Below are 17,894 nucleotides of genomic sequence, written 5' to 3' on the forward strand. Positions count from 1 at the left end.
TCACGCTATTCGGCTTTAATTTCTTCCGCAAGCCGAAAACGGCCAAGACCGGGATTGCCCATGCAGAAGGCCGCCATCGAAAAGAACAATGAGGTGATCGCAGCCCAGCTTACGCCGGTCGGCCGCGAGACCGTGCAGGATCGCGTCTATTCGGAGCTGCGCCGCGCCTTGATCGGCGGCCTTTTCGAGCCGAGCCAGGTGCTAACCATCCGCGGCCTCGCCGACGCGCTGGTCACAAGCACCATGCCGGTGCGCGAGGCGCTCGGACGGCTGATCACCGAGAAGGCGCTGGAGGCGCTTCCCAACCGTTCGGTGCGCGTGCCGCCGATCACGCTGGAGCGCATCGACGACCTCTTGCGGGCCCGCTCCCTGATCGAGGGCGAAGCGATCGCCCTGGCCGCCACGCGCATGAACGCGCGCCAGATTGCTTCGGTCGAGGCCATGCTCGGCGAATGGGACGAGATGCGGGCGCTGAAGCACAAGAAGGATATCGACCGCGAGGCCACGCTCAACCAGAGCTTCCACTTCGAGATCTACCGTTGCTGCGGTTCCGCCGTGCTGATCCCGATGATCGAGAGCCTGTGGTTGCAATCCGGGCCTTGCATCCGCGTTGCCATCTACGCCTTCTCCGACGCCGGCGAGGTCGATACGGCCCACTACCACCGCAGCATCGTCGCAGCGCTTGCGAGGCAGGATGCGCAAGCGGCGCGCGAGGCGCTGGTGGCCGATATCAGCCGGCCCTTCGCCTTTCTGCGCGACAAGCTCCAATCCACAAGCAAGGAAGGATTGAGGGCATGACGGCGCCTGGCATCAGCATCACCGAGCCACGCTCGAAGCTTTCCGTGACCGCGCTTCTGTTGCCTGAAAAGGCGCCCGACAACGCCGCCTTCCTGCTGGCGTATCTCGAGCAGCCGCGCGTCGTTTCCGGCATCCATGCTATGTGGACGGGGCCGGAAATCTCCTGCCCGGTTCCATCAGCCGAACTTGAGGGCCAAACCTATGCCAGGCCCTTGCCGGCGGAGAACGCAACGCTGACGCCGCAGCCGGGCGACATCGTGTTGTCCTACGTGCCGCCGCGCATGTGGGGCGGCAACCCGAATGCCATCTTTGACGTCGGCCTGTTCTACGGAGCGGGTGCACGCCTGCTGTTCCCGATCGGCTGGCTTGCCGGAAGCGTCGTCGCGCAGGTGGTGCCTGAGGATCGCGACAAATTCGCAGCTGCTTGTGGCGTGATCCGCCGCAACGGTGCCTGCGACATCACCTTCACCCGGGTGGAGATCTGAATGGCTGAGACCGACGACAGTTTTGAGCTCTTCGACCTTCGCGTCGAGGCGGTTATCCCCGAGGGCAAGCCGATCTATTGCGGCGCCAAGCCCGGCGACTATTTCGAGTTGAAGGGCGAGATGCTGTCGATGCCAGCGGGGCAAGGTTTCTCGATCTATTCCATTGCGGCAGTGTTGCCGCTTCTGGCCGCAAAGCAGCGCCCGACCCACAGGAACGACTGGATGACGTCGGACGCCGAGATCGCTTGTCCGGATCCCAATTGTGCCAGCCGGCTGAGGATCGTCAGGACCGGCAAGCGGCGGTTCAGCCATGCCGAAACGACGGCGGTGCCGCTGCCGAAGGAGAATGACCGGAGATGACCGCCAAGGCTTTCGAGCTCAGCCCCGGCTATACGATCTCGCGCGTTATTCGCGGCGGCTGGCAGCTTGCCGGCGGGCACGGCGCGATCGACCGCCAACAGGCGGTAACCGACCTGATCGCCACCTTCGACGCCGGCATCAGGACCTATGATTGCGCCGATATCTATACCGGTGTCGAGGAGCTGATCGGCGCGGCACGCCTGCGCCTTGCCAATGAGCGTGGCCTTGATGCTGCCGCCAAGATGAAGGTGCACACCAAGCTAGTGCCTGACCTCGAACGGCTTTCCACGATCAGCCGCGACTACATCAGCAGCATCGTCGAGCAGTCGCTGCGGCGGCTGAAGACCGAGCGGCTCGATCTCGTGCAGTTCCACTGGTGGGACTATGCGCTGCCCGGCTATGTCGAAGCGATGGGCTGGCTCAACGAAATCCGCGGGGAAGGCAAGGTGCGCAACATCGGCACCACGAACTTCGACACGCCGCGGTTGGCCGAGATCCTGGCCGCCGGTGTGCCGCTGGTCAGCCAGCAATTGCAATACTCGGTGCTCGACCAGCGGCCAGCCAACAGCCTTGCAGCGCTCGCCAGCCGGCACGGCGTCAGTTTCCTCTGCTACGGTTCGGTGGCGGGCGGCTTCCTCAGCGAAAAATGGCTTGGCGCTGCCGAGCCGCAGACGCCGCTCGAAAACCGATCGCTGGTCAAATACAAGCTGATCATTGACGACTTTGGTGGCTGGGAGCTTTTCCAGGAGTTGCTTCGCACACTGAAGGCCGTCGCCGACCGCCACGGCGTCGATATCGCCACCATCGCCAGCGCCTGGGTGCTGGAGCAGCCGCAAGTGGCGGCCGTCATCGTCGGCGCTCGCAACCAGGCGCACGCCCTTGCCAATGCCAGAATCATGGACGTCGCGCTCGATGCCGACGACTGGGCGAGGATCGCTGCCGTGATCGCGCAAAGCCGTGGGCCGCTGGGCGACGTCTACACTTTGGAACGCGACCGTCACGGCCGCCACGGCTCGATCATGCATTACAATTTGAATGCAGGCAGGAAATGAACGCGGCCATGGACGAAAAGCCCTCCTTGCTTTCCCGCGCCAGCGCCGAGGTGGTCGATCTCCACCGCTTCTTCGTCGACTGGTTCAATGCGGCGAGTGCGGACAATTCAGATTTCAGGCGCTTCGAACGCGTCATGGGCGAAGGCTTCCGCATGGTTGTGCCGGATGGCCAGGTCCTCGATCGTGACGCGGTGCTCGACCATGTCAGGGCAAGCCGCGCCACTTGTGACGGCAATTTCACCATCTCGATCGAGGAAATCCGGGCCGGCTGGCAACAAGGCGACACGATCGTCGTCAGCTACATCGAAGCGCAGCAGCGCGCCGGCAAACATAGCCGCCGCCGCTCAAGTGCCGTTTTCACCACCAGTTCATCGGCGCCCAACGGCGTCGAATGGCGACATCTGCATGAAACCTGGCTGCAGATGCCGGAAGGCTGAACAGGCTCAAGACATCAATGAGAGTCGTGTAACGAAAGGGGAACAACAATGAAAAAGACCATACTTCAGATCACCACCGCGCTCGCACTGCTGACAGCGGCCGGCGCAGCGCAAGCCGCCGATTGCAAGATCACCGTCGGCCTCGTCATGGAACTGACAGGCCCGGCCGGCGAGTACGGCCAGGCCGGCGCCAAATCGGTCGAGATGGCCTTCCGCGACATCAACGATGCGGGTGGCGTCCGCGGCTGCGATCTCGCAACCGACACGCGCGACAGCCAGAGCCAGGGCAACATTGCGGTCGACGCCGCGACGCAGCTCGTGCAGGTCAAGAAGGTGCCAGTGATCATCGGCGGCATCATCTCCTCGGTGTCGATCCCGATCCTGACCTCGGTCACCGCTCCGGCCAAGATAGTCCAGGTGTCGCCTGCTTCCTCGTCGCCGACGCTGACGGCGCTCGGGCGCGACGGCAAGACCAACGGCATCTTCTTCCGCACCATCACATCTGATGCGCTGCAGGGCGTCGCCGCCGCCAAATATGCCATCGACAAAGGCTTCAAGAAGCTGGCGGTCATCCACGTCAACAACGACTTCGGCGTCAACATGGTGGCGGAATTTTCGCGCGCCTATAAGGCACTCGGCGGCACCATCGTCTCCGACACGCCCTACAATGAAAAGCAGTCGAGCTATGCCTCGGAAGTGACGGCGGCGATGGCCGGCGAGCCCGACGGGCTTTATCTCGTCAGCACGCCTGTCGACGGCGCAACCATCGCCCGCACTTGGATTTCGCAGGGCGGTGTCCAGAAATTCCTGCTCAATGACGGCATGAACAGCCCGGACTTCATCGAATCCGTTGGCGCGGATTATCTGAAGGATGCGTACGGCACTTCCTCCGGCACCAGCCCGACCGCATCGACCGAGTATTTCACCAAGAACTATAAGGAATTTTCGGGCATCGAACCGTCGAACCCGGCGGCCGACCGGTCGTATGATGCCGGCGCCATCGTCGGCCTGGCCATCGCCATTGCGGGCTCCGAGGATCCGGCCAAGATCAAGGAGGCGATGTACAAGGCGGTCGACCCGGCCGGCACGCCGATCTATGCCGGCAAGGATGAGTTCGCCAAGGCGCTCGGCCTGATCAAGGATGGCAAGCCGATCCGCTACGAAGGCGTCATCGGCCCGGTCGCCTTCGACAAATACGGCGACATCACCGGCCCGTTCCGCCTCTGGAAGATCGTCGACGGCAAGGTGACGACCGACGGCGAAATGACGACGGATGACGTCAACGCCCTGCAGGCGAAGCTTCAGTAAGCCGCCCATGTCTTGTCCGGCATCGATCCCATTCCATTGAGGTTGATGCCGGACACTTGCATGTCCTGTTGCTGGTCAGGCCGGCCTGGAAACGACCACCGCACCAGCCCAGAGCGGCCTCGGTTCAACGCAGCTTTGACACCACCCACGGTCGAGCCGACGAGATCGGCAATCTCTTCCAGCGAATAGTCGAAGACATCCTTGAGCAGGACGCAGGCGCGCTCCTTGGGCGGCAGATGGATCACCAGCCGCTCGATGGCGCGATCCGCGCCCTGGCCCGCCGTCCAGCGAAATGAAGCTGCCCACGATCAATTTTCTCATCGCGTGTCTCCGGTTGCGCAACAGGCATCCAGTCGGATCCAAGAACCGGCGCAAACGAACCGGCCCGACGGATGACCACAGGATGCTTGCCTGAGACGTTTCCGGTTCGACTTTGGATACGCGTGAGGACCGTTTGAGCTAATAAAGCGGCTTGGCCATGTGCCGGGGGGTCGGCCATTCCGTCGTTATCCCCGGCTGCACCGGCCGCTCGAGATAGGTCGACAGGACCACATAGCTTCGGGTCGAGGTGACGCCGGGTGTTTCGTAGAGGCGCGACAGCAGGCCCTCGAGCGCCCGCGTGTCCTCGGTGCGGACCTTGATCAGCATGCATGTGTCGCCGGCCACCGAATGGATCTCCTCGACTTCGGGGTGTTCGGAGATTGCCATCAGCTCCGGCGTCTTTCCCCACCCCTTTGTGTCGATATGGACGAAGGCAAGCAGCGGCTTGTGCACCGCCTTGGGATCGATGATGACCGCGGTGTTGCGGATGGCGCCGCTGCGCCGGAGGCGCTTGACGCGTTCATGGGCTGCCGGCGGTGAAAGGCCGACGCGGTCGCCGAGCTCGGCATAGCTGATCGTGGCGTCGTCGACCAGAACGCCTAATATTTTTCGGTCGGTTGCATCGATATCGCGGGCGGCGGGCCTGTTCTGCGGAATGCCATCTGTTTCTTCATCCATATTAAAATTCCCGATTGATGCAGAATTTAATACGGCCATTATTGCCATATGTCGAACACTGATCAAGTCGCAACATTTACAGCAAGGCCGCCTATCCCGGCCCTCGCTTACCTCCTCACCGGATGCATTGCCGTGATCGGCTCGAACTCGCTGGTGCTCGGTCCGATCGCACCGGCGGTGGCCGCGTCCTTCGGCACAAGCGTGCCGGCGGTTATGATCGCGTCCGCCGCGTTCGGGCTCGGTACGTCGGCGAGCGCCTTGTTCCTGGCGCGCTATATCGATCGGCTTGGCGCCCGTCGCATGCTGCAAGGGGCGTTGCTGCTGCTGGCGATAGCGCTCGTCGCCAGCGCCGCTGCGCCGACCGTGACGACGCTGGTCGCGGCCCAGCTTCTCGCCGGCATCGCTGCAGGTGTCGCCATGCCGGCAATCTATGCCAGCTCCGCCGCGATTGCGCCGCCCGGTCGTGAAAGCGGCACCATAGGCGTCGTGCTGACCGGCTGGACGCTGAGCATGGTCGCCGGCGTTTCGCTGTCGGCCGTACTTGCCGATCTGGTGCATTGGCGCGCCGTTTTCGCGGCGGTCGCGGTGCTCGCAGCACTCGCATTGGCAAGCCTGGCGCTGACGTCGCTGAGCGATGTCAGGAAGAGCGGTCCGGCACCGACGCCGCTGGGTGCGTTGGCCGTTCCGGGCATAGTGCCGCTGCTGGTCGCCTGCGCCGCCTTCATGACCGCGTTCTACGGCATCTACGGCTATCTTGGCGATCACCTTCACAACGGCTTGGGACGGCCGGTCAGCGCGAACGGGCTGGCCGCGCTCGCCTATGGTGTCGGCTTTGGCGCGGCGGCGCTCCTTGACGGCGTTATCGATCGCCTGGGTGCGCGGCGTGTCATGCCGTTTGCCTACCTGCTCGTCGCGGTCGTCTATGTCGCGATTGCCGCGGCAAGCAGTAGTTTTCATCTGACCATAGCGGTGATAGCCGTCTGGGGCCTTGCCAATCATTTCGGGCTGAACGTGCTGGTGATGCGCCTGTCGGCGCTCGACCCTGCGCGCCGCGGCACGATCATGGGTTTGAACAGCGCGGTGACCTATCTTGCGGTGTTCGTCGGCACCACGGCGTTCGGACCGCTCTATTCCACGTTCGGTTTTGCGGCATCGGCGGTGGTTGCAGCCTTGCTCATGCTAATCGCTGCTGCGGCAGCGGCGTGGCGTTCGCCGAAGCTATAGCACAGCAAGGCTTGCGTCTCGGTCCCGTCCTTCGATAGATGCTTGGTGGATGGACAATACAACGCTTGAGACAACCGCCGACCCCTTGCCGCACGAGCTGGCTTTTCTCGGAGAGCGGCTTGCGGCGTTCAACGACAGTGATGTCGGCGCCTCCTGCAGGAAGGCATTGGCCGTGTTCGTGCGCGATGAGCACGGCGCTATTGTCGCCGGCATCTCGGGATACACCGCCTGGGGCTGGCTCTATGTGCAATGGCTCTGGGTCAATGAAAAACTGCGCGGTCACCGCATGGCCGGCAGGATGCTCGAGGCGGCCGAGAGGGAGGCGATCGCGCGCGACTGTCGCGGCGCCTGGATCGACACGTTCAATCCCAAGGCCGCCAAGGCCTATGAGCGCCAGGGCTATCAGCCCTTCGGCGTGCTTGCCGATTTTCCCGTCGGCCGCAGCCGCATCTTCCTGCAGAAGAGGCTGAAGCCTGACTAGCCGGCAAGGCGTCCGCCGCACATCGGCTTTGGCACGCCGGTCGTACTGGGGAAGCTGATCGGCAAGCCCCTGAGCACGCGCACTGCCAGGAACGCAAAACACTCCGCCTCCACCGCATCGCCCTTCCAGCCAAGCGCCTCGGCCGGAACCGCTTCGACGCCAGCGCGGCTGGCAAGCATGGCCATGATCGTTGGGTTGTGTCGACCGCCACCGCTGACCACCAGCCGCTTCGGCCGGCGCGGCAGAAGATCGAGCCCCTTGCCGACGGCGGCCGCGGTGAAGGCCGTCAGCAGGGCTGCGCCGTCCTCGGCGTTCATTCCGTCCGCCATTGAGGCGCCGAAATCGAAACGGTCCAGCGATTTCGGGTAGGGTTTGGTCAAATACGGATGCTGCAGGAGCTTGGCCAGCCGCGCTTCGTCGACCGTGCCGGCGCGGGCAAGGGCGCCGTCGCGGTCCATTTCGCCGAGCCCCTTCGATTTGATGAAATCGTTCAGCGGTGCGTTGGCGGGCCCGGTGTCGAAGGCAACAACATTGTCCGTGCCATCCCACCAGGTGATGTTGGCGACGCCGCCGAGATTGAGCACCGCCGTGTCGCCGGTGGCGTCGGCTTCGCGCAGCAGCGCGGCGTGATAGGCGGCCGACAGCGGCGCGCCCTGGCCGCCGGCGCGCATGTCGGCCGAGCGGAAGTCATAGGCGACCCTGGTGCCAAGGATGGCATGCATCAGCTCGCCGTCGCCAAGCTGGCGGGTCTGGCCCAGTCGGCCCACTTGCGGGGCACGGTGCAGCACGGTCTGGCCGTGGAAGCCGACGACCCCTATATCGGCCATCGTCAGCCCGTGGCTTTCGACCAGATCCTTGACTGCCGCGGACTGGGCGCGCGTCAGCGCTTCCTCTGCCTCGTCGAAGATTGCCGGTTCCGGCCCTGTGAAATTCCAGCTCCTTGCCTGCCGCAGCGTCTCTTCCAGCAAGGTCCGGATCGACTGCGGGTAGGGGGCAAGCGTGTAGATGCCGAAGTCGTCAATCCGTTCGCCGTCGGTCTTGATCAGCGCGACATCGATATTGCCGTCCAGCACGGTGCCGGTCATCAGGCCGACGGCCCACATGGGTTCGCCATTTTTCGGATTCATGGTTGTCAGGCTCCGTTGACGAGATCGCCGACCGCTTGGCGAAGCGCTACGATCCCGCTGTTGAAATGACGTGTCGGATGGATCCGGTTGGTGAGCAAGGTCCAGGCTCTGCCTTTGTCGAAGTCGACCCACAGCCCGACACCGGTAAAGCCGGTATGCCCGATGGTTTCGGGGCTGCATAACCGGCCGCCGGACCAGCCTTCGTAGGGTCGCTCCCAGCCATGGGTGCGGGTTGCCGACAAGGGCGTGCGCATTAGCGCGATCGAACGCTGCGACGCGCCGGTCCCGTCCAGCAGCCCTTGCGCAAAGTCGAGGACCGAAGCCGCCGTTCCGAACAGGCCGGCGTGACCGGCACCTTGCAAGGCCGAGCAATTGTCGTCGTGGACTTCGCCGCAGAGCACGCGATGACGCCATGTGCAGTCTTCGGTCGCCGCCGCTTGATCTGGTTCGGCGGAGAACGCGAAGCCCGGACCGGGATCCATCTCGCGAATGGTCTTGCCAGACAGGCGCTCTAGGACGAAGCCGAGCAGGATGAAGTTGATATCAGAATAGACCGGCTCGCCAGCCTGCCATTCGCGCTGCAGGATGAAGGCGCGCAGCAGGTCCGGATCGTGGCCATAGGTGTAGATCGGCGCGACGGCGGGAAACGGTGTCTGATGGCCGAGACACTGGCGAAACGTTACGTTCCGTTCCCAGGCTTTTTCGTCATATTGGCGAAGGTCGGACAGGACGGAAATCAGCGGCGCGTCGAGGTCGATGACGCCTTCTTCCGCCAGTGCCAGGATACGCGACGTGGTGAAGATGACTTTGGTCAGGGAGGCCAGGTCGAACCATGTCCCGACATGCATCGGCCGTATCTTGGGCACGACTTGGGCTGAGCCGATTGCCCGGACGATGCGTTCGCCGTCCCCGTCAACTATGCCGAGCACGCAGCCCGGAATGCGCGATGCGGCCACGGCCGCTTCGAGCGGGGCGAATGCGCGGGAGAAGAAATCATGGTCGATCAACTACGCCTCCGTTTGGAAGGCAGCGAGGGGCTGTCCGTCTGACTCTGCATGCTTTCGAGCGACAATCATCACGCTTCCACCCGTGCCCTATGATCCGGCCCGAATTGCTGCCAATTGGCCGGCCCCGGCTCAAACCCCAGCGGACGCACGAGCGAGGGGACCTGGCGCGTGTCCAGCTCGAAACGTTCATGCCGCCGGTCTATAGTAGGAACGGCCGCGATAAGCTGTTTGGTATAGGAGTGCTTCGGCTCCGAGAGCACCGATCTGGCATCGCCGATCTCGACGATCTGGCCGGCATAGATGACCGCGATGCGATGGGCGATCCGCTCGACGACAGCCATGTCATGCGAGATGAACAGATAGGCCAGCCCGAATTCACGCTGCAGCTCGATCAAAAGCTCCAACACCCTGGCCTGCACCGACACATCGAGCGCCGAAACCGCTTCGTCGAGGACGACAACCGAAGGATTGAGCATCAGCGCGCGAGCGATGCACAGGCGTTGCCGCTGGCCGCCGGAGAATTCGTGCGGATAGCGCTGCAGGCTGTTTTCCGGAAGGCCGACGCGTTTCAGCAGCGCGGCCATTTTCGCCCGCGTTTCAGCAGTTATCCGTCCGCCGGTAGCGATCACAGGCTCTGCGAGGATGCTTTGGATGGTGAGTCTGGGATTGAGCGAGCCATAGGGATTCTGGAACACCATCTGCATGGGAAGGGCGCTCTGCCCGGTGACGGGCTTGCGCGCGCTGGCCGAGATCGTGCCGCGCGTCGAGCGCACCAGCCCCAGAATCGCGCGGGCGGTGGTGGACTTTCCGGAACCGCTCTCGCCGACGACCGCCAATGTCTCGCCCGGCATTAGCTCGAAATCCACACCGTCCACGGCATGGACGGCACCGCTGGTACGGCTGAAAAACCCAGCCTTGACCGGAAACCGCACTACGAGGCCATCGACCTTCAGCGCCGGCTCGGCAGCTTTTTGCGTTTCGCGTTGCACGTCCTTGCGTGCGGCACTGCCGCCGGCGAAATGCGGCACCGCATGAAGCAGATGCCGCGTATAGGGATGCCGCGGATCGTCCAATATCTGGTTCAATGCGCCCTGCTCGACAGCTTCTCCGCCTTGCATCACCATCACCTTGTCGGCGATGCCTGCAACCAGACCGATGTCGTGGGTGATGAAGATCATCGACATCCCGGTTTCCTGCTTCAACTCGGCGAGCAGCGCCATGATCTGCGCCTGCACCGTAACATCCAGCGCCGTCGTTGGCTCGTCGGCAATGAGCAGGCGCGGGTTGCACGCAATCGCCATGGCGATCATCACCCGCTGCAGCATGCCGCCCGAAAGCTGGTTGGGCGTGTATTTCAGCCGCCGTGCAGCGTCGGGAATACGCACGCGGTCGAGCGCGTCCTTGGCCGCCGCCGTCGCTCGCCGGCCGGTCAGGCCGCGATGCAGGCGAAACGATTCCTCGATCTGCCTGCCGATGGTCAGCACCGGATTGAGCGAGGTCATCGGCTCCTGGAAGATCATGCCGATTTCGCCGCCGCGGATCTTCGTCAATTGCGGCTCGGCTGCGGCTGTCAGGTCGAAGGTGCTGCCGTCGGCCCGCCTCAGCTTGATCGACCCGCCGGTGATGCGGCCGCCGCCATAATCGACGAGGCGATTGATCGACAGCGCCGTGACCGACTTGCCCGAGCCGCTTTCGCCGACGATGGCCAGCGTTTCGCCGTCGGCGAGATCGAAGCTGACGCCGCGCACGACCTCATTGGCTTGCGGGTTGCGACCGAAGCCGACGCGCAATCCGCTGACGGACAGCAGCGGGATCATGCGATCGATCTCCGCATCTTCGGGTCGAGGACATCGCGCAACGCATCGCCGAGCAGGTTGAAACCGAGGATGCCGATCATGATCGCCACGCCCGGGAAGATCATCAGCCAGGGAGCTGTCTCCATCAGATTGCGGCTGTCGCTCAGCATCAGGCCGAGCGACGCCGCGGGCGGCTGCGTGCCGAGCCCGAGGAAGCTTAAGCCGGCTTCGGTCAGCAGTGCCCAGGCCAGCGCCAGCGTCACCTGAACCGTCAGTGGCGCCACCAGATTGAGCAGCAGATGCCGTGTTACGATATAGCCCGCACTGCTGCCGAACGTGCGGGCCGCGTCGACGAACTCGCGCGCCTTGAGCGACAGAGCCGGACCTCGCACGACGCGCGTGAAGATCGGTGTGTAGACGACGGCGATGGCAATGACGCTGGTCGAGGTTCCCGGTCCCGCAACCGCGACGATCAGCAGCGCCAGCAGGATCGCCGGGAACGCCAGCACAACGTCCATGATGCGCATCACCATGCCGTCCCAGCGGCGCCCGAACCAGGCTGCCGCCAGCCCGAGCACGGTGCCGGCCAGTGTCGCAAAGGCGACCGAAAAGAAGGCCACGATGAAGGACTGGTCGATCCCGGTCATCAGCCGACTTGCGACATCGCGGCCGAACAGGTCCGTGCCCATCCAGTAGATGCCGTCAGGCGCATGCAGTCGCTCGACCCGGTGCTGCGTCAACGGATTGTGCGGCGTCAGCCCCAGCATGCCAAGCACGGCAAGCAGCAGATAAAGCGCAACGATGGCACCGCCGATCCGGCCGCTGGGATGCGCAAATATAGCCCGCAATGTCGCCATCAGTGCTCGCTTAGCCGGATACGCGGGTCGAGCGCGACATAGGCGAGGTCGACGAGGAGATTGACGATCATGAAGTTGAAGGCGATGAATAGCACGCTTCCCTGCACCAGCGCGTAGTCGCGCTGCAGGATGGCATCCAGCACCATGCGGCCGAGACCGGGCAGCGCATAGATCTGCTCGACGATGACAGCTCCGCCCAGGAGGTAGCCGAACTCTATGCCGCTCAGCGTCACGACCGGGATGAGCGCGTTGGGCAAAGCATGCCGCCAGATGACGCCGCGCGCCGAAACGCCCTTGCTGCGCGCCGTCCTGACATAGTCGTCGCTGAGCACATCGAGCATCGCCGAACGCGATATGCGGGTCACCGAAGCCGCGAAGGCAAATCCAAGCGTGACCGCAGGCAGCAACAGCTGGCCGAGATTGCGCAGCGGATCCTGCCACAGCGGCGAAAACTCGCCCATCGCCGGCAAAACGCCAAACCCCGCCGACAGCGTGTAGATGATCAGCAGGGCAAGGACGAAGTTCGGCGTCGACTGCCCGATCATTGCGACAACGCGCACGCCGAGGTCGGATAGCTTTTCATTATGGGTGGCGGCAAAAATCCCGGCCGGCATGCCGACAACCAGGGCGATGATCATCGACAGCAAGGCGAGTTCCAGCGTTAGCGGGAAACGCTCGAGGATGACGTCGAGCACCGGCCTGCCATAGGTGGACGAAATGCCGAGATTACCTTGGAAAAGACCAAGCAGCCAGCGCCAGTATTGGATGAACCAGGGCTGGTCGATGCCGAAATAAGCTGCAAGTGCATCGCGCTGCTGCGGCGTCAGCAGGCCGGCTTCGGTCCCCAGCATTGCCGTGATCGAATCGCCCGGAACCATCCTGATCGCCAGGAACACCACGATGGACACGCCAAGCAGGACGAGAGGGAAGGTCGCCAGTCGCCGCATCAGATAGTTCACGCGAAGAATATCCTCTCGTCCGGCATCAAAGCAGCTACTGGATCGTCACCTTGGCGAGGCTGAACAGCGAACCTGTCGGCACCGGTTCGAATCCTGCGATATTCTTCTGCTGTGCCGTGTAGCTGTAGGACGTGTAGAGCCAGATCCAGGGCGACATCTCAGTGATGTGCTTCTCGAAGTCGGCGAAGATCGCTTTGCGCGCTGCCGGGTCGGTCTCGGTGCGGCCCTTCTGCATAAGACTGTCCAGCGTGTCGTCGACATAGTTCGCCACCTTCTGCAGATTGCCCGTCTTGGTCCAGTAGCGGTTGTACATAGTGTAGGGATCGGCCCTGCCGCCGTTCAGCGCGACGGCCATGTCGAAATCGCCCTTCAGCCAGGCGTCGACATAGACGTTGAGCTCCATCATCTTGATGTCGAGCTTGACGCCGATTTCTGCGAGTTGCGACTGGATGACCTGGGCTTCCGCCGCTGCCGTCGGCGGCTCGCCGGTGGCGCCGATCACGGTCGCCGAAAAGCCGTCGGCATACCCGGCTTCGGCCATCAACTGCTTGGCCTTCTCAATGTCGCGCTTATAGCAGAACAACTGCTTCGGATCGGTCGCCAGTGCCGGGATGGTCAGCGGGCCGGTGACCTTGCCTTCGCCGAGCGAGGCGGTGTCCAGCACTTCCTGCCGGTCGATGGCGCAGGAAATCGCCTGACGCACCTTGAGTTCGGTCATCGGTTTGCGGGAGGGATTGAGCTGCAGCACGTGATAGGCAAGCACCGGCACGCGGTTCAACTGCAGGCTGGCTTCCTTGGGCACCAGCGTGGCGACAAGCGGATCGTTGAGCAGGGCAAAATCGATCTGCTTGGTGCGCATCGCCGCCAGGATCGCCGTCTCGTCCGGCAGCACGCTGATATCGATGCCGTCGACGCCGGTCGCGCCGCCTGCCCAGTCCTTGTTGGCGACAAGCACTTCCTTGGAATTCGGATCCCATTTTTCGAGCTTGAACGGACCCGAGCCGATCGTTGTCGTGCCGATCGAGCCAGTCGCGATTTCGCTTGCCGGGACGATCGCCGCGTTGACGTCGCTCATCGCCGTCAGGATCGGCACATCCGGCTGCGAGAGGTGGAACACGACGGTGGCTGGATCGGGCGTGTCGATGCTGGCGATCGAGAGAAAGTTCGCGCGCGCCGCAGCACCCGTCTTCTCGTCGAGTATGCGCTCGAACGATGCCTTGACGTCGGCCGAGGTCACGGCGGCGCCGTTCTGGAATTTTGCTTTCGGATTGAGCTTGAAGCTCAGCTCCTTGCCGCCCGGCGAGAACTGCCATGAATCGGCAATCGCGGGCGTGATTTGCAGGTTTGCGTCGAGCCGCACCAGCGGTTCGTAGATCAGCTCCAGCAGCCGCAGTGAGGAGAATGCCGTCTGCTTGTGCGGATCAAGACCGGTGGCGTCCTGCGACCACGCCATATGCAGCGTCGCCGCACTCGCCTGCACCGGTAGCGCGGCGATGCCAACCATTGCCGCGAGCGTCATGCCGGAAAGCAGTTTCTTGCCAATGTGCCGTACCATTGTCGTCTCCCATTATTGTTAAACCAGATGCCTTGCAGTTCCCCGGACCGCTTCAAAGGGACACACGCCCCGGAACATCGGCCCAGTATCCATGCGGTTTTACACCGTCTTTTCGCCTATCGCCTTGCGCAGGAAACCTCCCGCGTTGGCAAGCGCCTTACGTGCTTCTTCGACACCCATGCCGGTGATCGTCACGAGGATTGCCAGTTTTACATCATTGCCGGTCTGGTCGAGTGCCTGTCGTGCCTGCTGTGCCGCGCAGCCGGTCGTCTGCATCACGATCCTGACCGCCCTTGCGACAAGCTTCTTGTTGCTTGGATTGAGGTCAACCATCAGGTTCTGATAGCTCTTGCCGATGCGGATCATACTGGCGGTGGACAGCATATTGAGCACCAGCTTTTGCGCGGTTCCCGATTTCAGCCGGGTCGAGCCGGTGAGGACCTCCGGGCCAACCACCGGAGAGATGGCAATATCGGCAATGCCGGCAATGGTCGATCGAGGATTGCAGGACAACGCCACGGTGGTGGCTCCCACCTCCTTGGCATAGGTCAGGCCGCCGATGACATAAGGTGTGCGTCCGCTGACAGCGATGCCGACCACCACGTCGTCGGCGGTCAGCTTGATGTCCTGCAGCGCCTTTATTCCCTGTTTCGGATCGTCCTCGGCGCCTTCCGCAGAGTGCACCAGCGCGTCGACGCCGCCGGCGATCAGGCCCACCACCATGTCCTCGGGTACGCCGAAGGTCGGCGGGCATTCCGAGGCGTCAAGGACGCCGAGCCGGCCGCTGGTGCCAGCCCCCATATAGACAAGGCGTGCACCGTCCTGGAACGCGCTCACGATCCGGTCCACGGCCGCAGCAATATCGGGGATGACCTTCTCGACGGCTGCCGCAACGCCTTTGTCCTCGTCATTGATCTTGCGCAGCACCTCGAGGGTCGGCAACAGATCGATGTCCATGGTTTTCGGGTTCCGGTCCTCGGAAACCAGCCGCTCCAGCTCCGACATCAACCCTTGTTCGACCACTTCGCTTACTTTCAAGTGCGACTGCGAGCAGGACTGTGATGCCCACAGCAAGCGGCGTCCAGTGCCTGCACCTGGCCGTCGGCTCCGTACCGGCTGCGCCGGTTCTGTTTCGTTAACTTTTTAGAATTCGATATTCCCTGTGTCAACAGAAAGTAGGAATATTATATTCCTTGCGAGCAAGGCATCACTGGCGGCAGAGGGATTTTCTGGCCAGGATTATGGCTCCCGAAACCGCGTCGCCGTCGGCCGGCTTCAGCCGTCGGCGGACGTCGGGAGCGAGCCATGGCTCAAGCGGGCTGGACAACCCTCCGAGCAGCGTAACCCGCGGCGCGCCTTTTTCGAACAGCACCCGCACGAAGGTGTCGATCTGCTCGGCAGCGCCTTGCACGATCCGCCGACCGGCCGGATCGCCCTGATCGGCATGGCGGATCACCATCGGCGCCAGGGCGGCATAGTCAGTCGCACTGGCGCGGTCCATCCAGGCCACCGCCTCGAACGGATCGTCCTTGAAGCGCTGCATCACCTCGGCCAGCAGCGCCGTCCGCTCATGCCGACCGTCATGGGCTCGCAAGGCAAGCTGCACTGCCTTCAGTCCGAGATCGGCGCCGCTGCCCTCATCGGAAATCGGAAAACCGTAGCCGCCGACGCGCAGGTCGCGCCCTTCGACAAAGCCGAGCCCGATCGAACCGGTCCCGGCTATGACGATGGCGCCGTCTTGACCCGAATGCGCGCCAAGGCAAGCCGCGACGCCGTCGCTGACGAAGTCGATGCTCGCAAAGGGTTGTTCGATGCCATGAAACGCCTCGAGCGCACCCTTACGGCCGATGCCGGCAACACCGATACCCGCGCGGATCCTGGCGATTTCCGCCGCCGTGAACCCTCCCTCTTCGATCGCCGCGCCAAAGGCTTTGGCAATCGAGGCCCAGGCCACCTCTATACCGAGTCGCGTTGTCGCCGGGCCCGACAGGCCTTGCCCGAGCACGGTTCCTGCCTCGTCTTCGATACGCGCCCGGCAGCCGGTTCCGCCGCCATCGACGCCCAGGAAATAATGCGGAGACGCCCCACCGGCACTCATTGCCTTATTCGTTCGATCTGGGCACCGCACAGCCGGAGCTTGCGGTCCAACTGCTCGTACCCGCGGTCGAGATGATAGACGCGATTGATCGTCGTCTCGCCCTCCGACACCAGCGCTGCCAGCACCAGCGAGACGGAGGCGCGCAGGTCGGTCGCCATCACTTGCGCGCCCTTCAGCTTCTCGCCTCCGCGCACCAGCGCCATGGTGCCTTGCAGCTTGATATTGGCGCCGAGCCGCATCAGTTCAGGCACATGCATGAAGCGGTTCTCGAAGATCGTCTCGCGCAACAGCGAAGCGCCCTCGGCACAGCACATCAACGCCATGAACTGCGCCTGGAGATCGGTCGGAAAGCCCGGATATGGCTCCGTCGTCACGTCGACCGCCTTGAGCGGCCCGTCTCTCGACACGATCAGCCCGCGGTCGCCCGGCCATATTTTCACACCGGCTGCTTCGAGCAGCTGGACGATGGATGCCATGTGCTCGAGCCGCGCGTGGGTCAGCTCGAGCTGACCGCCGGTGATGGCCGCTGCGACGGCATAGGTGCCGGCCTCTATCCGGTCCGGGATGATGTCGTGCGTGGCGGCGCGCCAGTCTGTGCTGCCCCCGATCAGGACGCGGTGCGTGCCGGCGCCCTCGATCTGCGCGCCCATGTCGTTCAGGCAGGCGGCAAGATCGGCCACCTCCGGCTCGCGGGCCGCGTTGAGGATCTCGGTCTCGCCGTTTGCCGTCGTCGCCGCCATCATCGCCGTTTCGGTCGCGCCGACCGACGGCGAGCTCAAAACGATGCGCGCGCCTTTCAGTCCGCCCGGCGCAGACGCGACGATCAGTCCGTTTTCGATCGCGATATCGGCGCCAAGTGCGGCAAGTGCGGCGACATGCATGTCGACCGGCCGTGCGCCGATCGCGCAGCCGCCAGGCAGCGAGACCCGGGCATGGCCGAAGCGGGCAAGCAGTGGACCGAGAACCAGCACCGTCGCGCGCATGCGCCTGACTGTATCGTAGCTTGTCTCCCTGGAAGCGGCGGCACTGGTATCGATTGTGGCGGCATGCGCCGATCTGGTGACTTCGGCCCCATGAAGGCCGACGACGCCAAGCATGTTATCGACATCCGTCACCTCAGGCAGGTTGGTCAGCTGCAGCGGATAGGGGCTGAGCAACGCCGCCGCTATTTGCGGCAAGGCCGCGTTCTTGGCGCCGGAGATCGTAACCGCGCCCTCAAGCCTGTGCCCGCCGACGATCCGCAATTTGTCCATGGCTCTGACCTAATCCCGAGCTGTCGGCGAGTCTACGATCTTTTCATGTCCGAATCGTCGACATGCCCGAAGGCTGGGCCGCAACTGCATCAGTCGAG

At 63.5% G+C, this 17,894-nt stretch carries 19 protein-coding genes; 8 read left to right on the forward strand and 11 right to left on the reverse strand.

Going from position 1 to position 17,894, the window contains the following annotated elements; all coding sequences use genetic code 11:
* Positions 1-60 precede the first annotated feature (60 nt).
* The 6 genes from NKI08_RS08875 to NKI08_RS08900 are packed head-to-tail and all read left to right on the forward strand — an operon-like array spanning position 61 to position 4,440.
* Complete coding sequence (locus NKI08_RS08875) at positions 61-798, forward strand: GntR family transcriptional regulator (RefSeq protein ID WP_352502975.1); 738 nt, start codon at positions 61-63, stop codon at positions 796-798.
* Complete coding sequence (locus NKI08_RS08880; RefSeq protein WP_352452384.1) at positions 795-1,283, forward strand: DUF3830 family protein; 489 nt, start codon at positions 795-797, stop codon at positions 1,281-1,283. The genes NKI08_RS08875 and NKI08_RS08880 overlap by 4 nt, the downstream gene beginning before the upstream one ends.
* Positions 1,284-1,643: a TIGR04076 family protein gene (locus tag NKI08_RS08885; RefSeq protein WP_352472221.1), complete on the forward strand. Its 360-nt coding sequence runs from the start codon at positions 1,284-1,286 to the stop codon at positions 1,641-1,643.
* Entirely contained in the window at positions 1,640-2,695 is a 1,056-nt protein-coding gene (locus NKI08_RS08890; protein WP_352502977.1) for an aldo/keto reductase, read from the forward strand. The genes NKI08_RS08885 and NKI08_RS08890 overlap by 4 nt, the downstream gene beginning before the upstream one ends.
* An 8-nt stretch (positions 2,696-2,703) precedes the next feature.
* Entirely contained in the window at positions 2,704-3,132 is a 429-nt protein-coding gene (locus tag NKI08_RS08895; RefSeq protein WP_352472224.1) for a DUF4440 domain-containing protein, read from the forward strand.
* A gap of 48 nt (positions 3,133-3,180) precedes the next feature.
* The gene (locus NKI08_RS08900; RefSeq protein ID WP_352472226.1) at positions 3,181-4,440 is read left to right on the forward strand and encodes an ABC transporter substrate-binding protein; all 1,260 of its coding nucleotides are present in this window, start codon (positions 3,181-3,183) and stop codon (positions 4,438-4,440) included.
* Here NKI08_RS08900 and NKI08_RS08905 read toward each other — a convergent pair.
* Both NKI08_RS08905 and NKI08_RS08910 read right to left on the reverse strand, forming a co-directional pair.
* On the reverse strand, positions 4,434-4,697 hold the full coding sequence (locus NKI08_RS08905; protein WP_352503014.1) for a sigma-70 region 4 domain-containing protein: 264 nt from the start codon (positions 4,695-4,697) through the stop codon (positions 4,434-4,436). The genes NKI08_RS08900 and NKI08_RS08905 overlap by 7 nt on opposite strands.
* 202 nt (positions 4,698-4,899) lie before the next feature.
* Complete coding sequence (locus tag NKI08_RS08910; protein ID WP_352452390.1) at positions 4,900-5,439, reverse strand: Lrp/AsnC family transcriptional regulator; 540 nt, start codon at positions 5,437-5,439, stop codon at positions 4,900-4,902.
* Positions 5,440-5,487: 48 nt separating this feature from the next.
* Between NKI08_RS08910 and NKI08_RS08915 the strand changes: the two genes are divergently transcribed.
* Positions 5,488-6,663 (forward strand): MFS transporter, encoded by a 1,176-nt coding sequence (locus NKI08_RS08915; RefSeq protein WP_352542250.1) that lies wholly within the window; start codon positions 5,488-5,490, stop codon positions 6,661-6,663.
* 49 nt (positions 6,664-6,712) lie between these two features.
* Positions 6,713-7,144 carry a GNAT family N-acetyltransferase gene (locus NKI08_RS08920; RefSeq protein ID WP_352502980.1) on the forward strand — a complete coding sequence of 144 codons (432 nt, stop codon included), beginning with the start codon at positions 6,713-6,715 and terminating at the stop codon, positions 7,142-7,144.
* Here NKI08_RS08920 and NKI08_RS08925 read toward each other — a convergent pair.
* The 9 genes from NKI08_RS08925 to murA form a co-directional block, all read right to left on the reverse strand.
* Positions 7,141-8,271: an anhydro-N-acetylmuramic acid kinase gene (locus tag NKI08_RS08925; protein ID WP_352768498.1), complete on the reverse strand. Its 1,131-nt coding sequence runs from the start codon at positions 8,269-8,271 to the stop codon at positions 7,141-7,143. The two genes, NKI08_RS08920 and NKI08_RS08925, sit on opposite strands and share 4 nt — an antisense overlap.
* A 5-nt stretch (positions 8,272-8,276) precedes the next feature.
* Entirely contained in the window at positions 8,277-9,278 is a 1,002-nt protein-coding gene (locus NKI08_RS08930) for a serine hydrolase domain-containing protein (protein WP_352502982.1), read from the reverse strand.
* A 68-nt stretch (positions 9,279-9,346) separates the two neighbouring features.
* The gene (locus NKI08_RS08935) at positions 9,347-11,095 is read right to left on the reverse strand and encodes an ABC transporter ATP-binding protein (RefSeq protein WP_352502983.1); all 1,749 of its coding nucleotides are present in this window, start codon (positions 11,093-11,095) and stop codon (positions 9,347-9,349) included.
* Positions 11,092-11,931 carry an ABC transporter permease gene (locus tag NKI08_RS08940; RefSeq protein ID WP_352502984.1) on the reverse strand — a complete coding sequence of 280 codons (840 nt, stop codon included), beginning with the start codon at positions 11,929-11,931 and terminating at the stop codon, positions 11,092-11,094. The genes NKI08_RS08935 and NKI08_RS08940 overlap by 4 nt, the downstream gene beginning before the upstream one ends.
* Entirely contained in the window at positions 11,931-12,890 is a 960-nt protein-coding gene (locus NKI08_RS08945) for an ABC transporter permease (protein WP_352502985.1), read from the reverse strand. Before NKI08_RS08945 ends, NKI08_RS08940 begins: the two co-directional genes overlap by 1 nt.
* A gap of 34 nt (positions 12,891-12,924) precedes the next feature.
* The gene (locus NKI08_RS08950) at positions 12,925-14,445 is read right to left on the reverse strand and encodes an ABC transporter substrate-binding protein (RefSeq protein ID WP_352502986.1); all 1,521 of its coding nucleotides are present in this window, start codon (positions 14,443-14,445) and stop codon (positions 12,925-12,927) included.
* A 99-nt stretch (positions 14,446-14,544) separates the two neighbouring features.
* Positions 14,545-15,468 carry an N-acetylmuramic acid 6-phosphate etherase gene (murQ, locus tag NKI08_RS08955; protein WP_352542256.1) on the reverse strand — a complete coding sequence of 308 codons (924 nt, stop codon included), beginning with the start codon at positions 15,466-15,468 and terminating at the stop codon, positions 14,545-14,547.
* Positions 15,469-15,652: 184 nt separating this feature from the next.
* Positions 15,653-16,543 carry a glucosamine kinase nucleotide-binding domain-containing protein gene (locus NKI08_RS08960; protein WP_352542245.1) on the reverse strand — a complete coding sequence of 297 codons (891 nt, stop codon included), beginning with the start codon at positions 16,541-16,543 and terminating at the stop codon, positions 15,653-15,655.
* A complete protein-coding gene (gene murA / locus NKI08_RS08965) occupies positions 16,540-17,796 on the reverse strand; it encodes a UDP-N-acetylglucosamine 1-carboxyvinyltransferase (protein ID WP_352768505.1) in 1,257 nt (418 codons plus the stop codon). Before murA ends, NKI08_RS08960 begins: the two co-directional genes overlap by 4 nt.
* Positions 17,797-17,894: the final 98 nt, after the last annotated feature.

The organism is Mesorhizobium sp. M0768, from assembly GCF_040320195.1.
In the GTDB taxonomy this organism is placed as follows: Bacteria; Pseudomonadota; Alphaproteobacteria; order Rhizobiales; family Rhizobiaceae; genus Mesorhizobium.

Bases quoted from the DNA above. Each gene is read 5' to 3' on its own strand.
- NKI08_RS08935 (WP_352502983.1), bottom strand. From the start codon at position 11,095: ATGATCCCGCTGCTGTCCGTCAGCGGATTGCGCGTCGGCTTCGGTCGC.
- NKI08_RS08880 (WP_352452384.1), top strand. From the start codon at position 795: ATGACGGCGCCTGGCATCAGCATCACCGAGCCACGCTCGAAGCTTTCC.
- NKI08_RS08925 (WP_352768498.1), bottom strand. From the start codon at position 8,271: ATGAATCCGAAAAATGGCGAACCCATGTGGGCCGTCGGCCTGATGACC.
- NKI08_RS08900 (WP_352472226.1), top strand. From the start codon at position 3,181: ATGAAAAAGACCATACTTCAGATCACCACCGCGCTCGCACTGCTGACA.
- NKI08_RS08890 (WP_352502977.1), top strand. From the start codon at position 1,640: ATGACCGCCAAGGCTTTCGAGCTCAGCCCCGGCTATACGATCTCGCGC.
- NKI08_RS08920 (WP_352502980.1), top strand. From the start codon at position 6,713: ATGGACAATACAACGCTTGAGACAACCGCCGACCCCTTGCCGCACGAG.
- murA (WP_352768505.1), bottom strand. From the start codon at position 17,796: ATGGACAAATTGCGGATCGTCGGCGGGCACAGGCTTGAGGGCGCGGTT.
- NKI08_RS08915 (WP_352542250.1), top strand. From the start codon at position 5,488: ATGTCGAACACTGATCAAGTCGCAACATTTACAGCAAGGCCGCCTATC.
- NKI08_RS08940 (WP_352502984.1), bottom strand. From the start codon at position 11,931: ATGGCGACATTGCGGGCTATATTTGCGCATCCCAGCGGCCGGATCGGC.
- NKI08_RS08885 (WP_352472221.1), top strand. From the start codon at position 1,284: ATGGCTGAGACCGACGACAGTTTTGAGCTCTTCGACCTTCGCGTCGAG.
- NKI08_RS08960 (WP_352542245.1), bottom strand. From the start codon at position 16,543: ATGAGTGCCGGTGGGGCGTCTCCGCATTATTTCCTGGGCGTCGATGGC.
- NKI08_RS08895 (WP_352472224.1), top strand. From the start codon at position 2,704: ATGGACGAAAAGCCCTCCTTGCTTTCCCGCGCCAGCGCCGAGGTGGTC.
- NKI08_RS08875 (WP_352502975.1), top strand. From the start codon at position 61: ATGCAGAAGGCCGCCATCGAAAAGAACAATGAGGTGATCGCAGCCCAG.
- NKI08_RS08950 (WP_352502986.1), bottom strand. From the start codon at position 14,445: ATGGTACGGCACATTGGCAAGAAACTGCTTTCCGGCATGACGCTCGCG.
- NKI08_RS08910 (WP_352452390.1), bottom strand. From the start codon at position 5,439: ATGGATGAAGAAACAGATGGCATTCCGCAGAACAGGCCCGCCGCCCGC.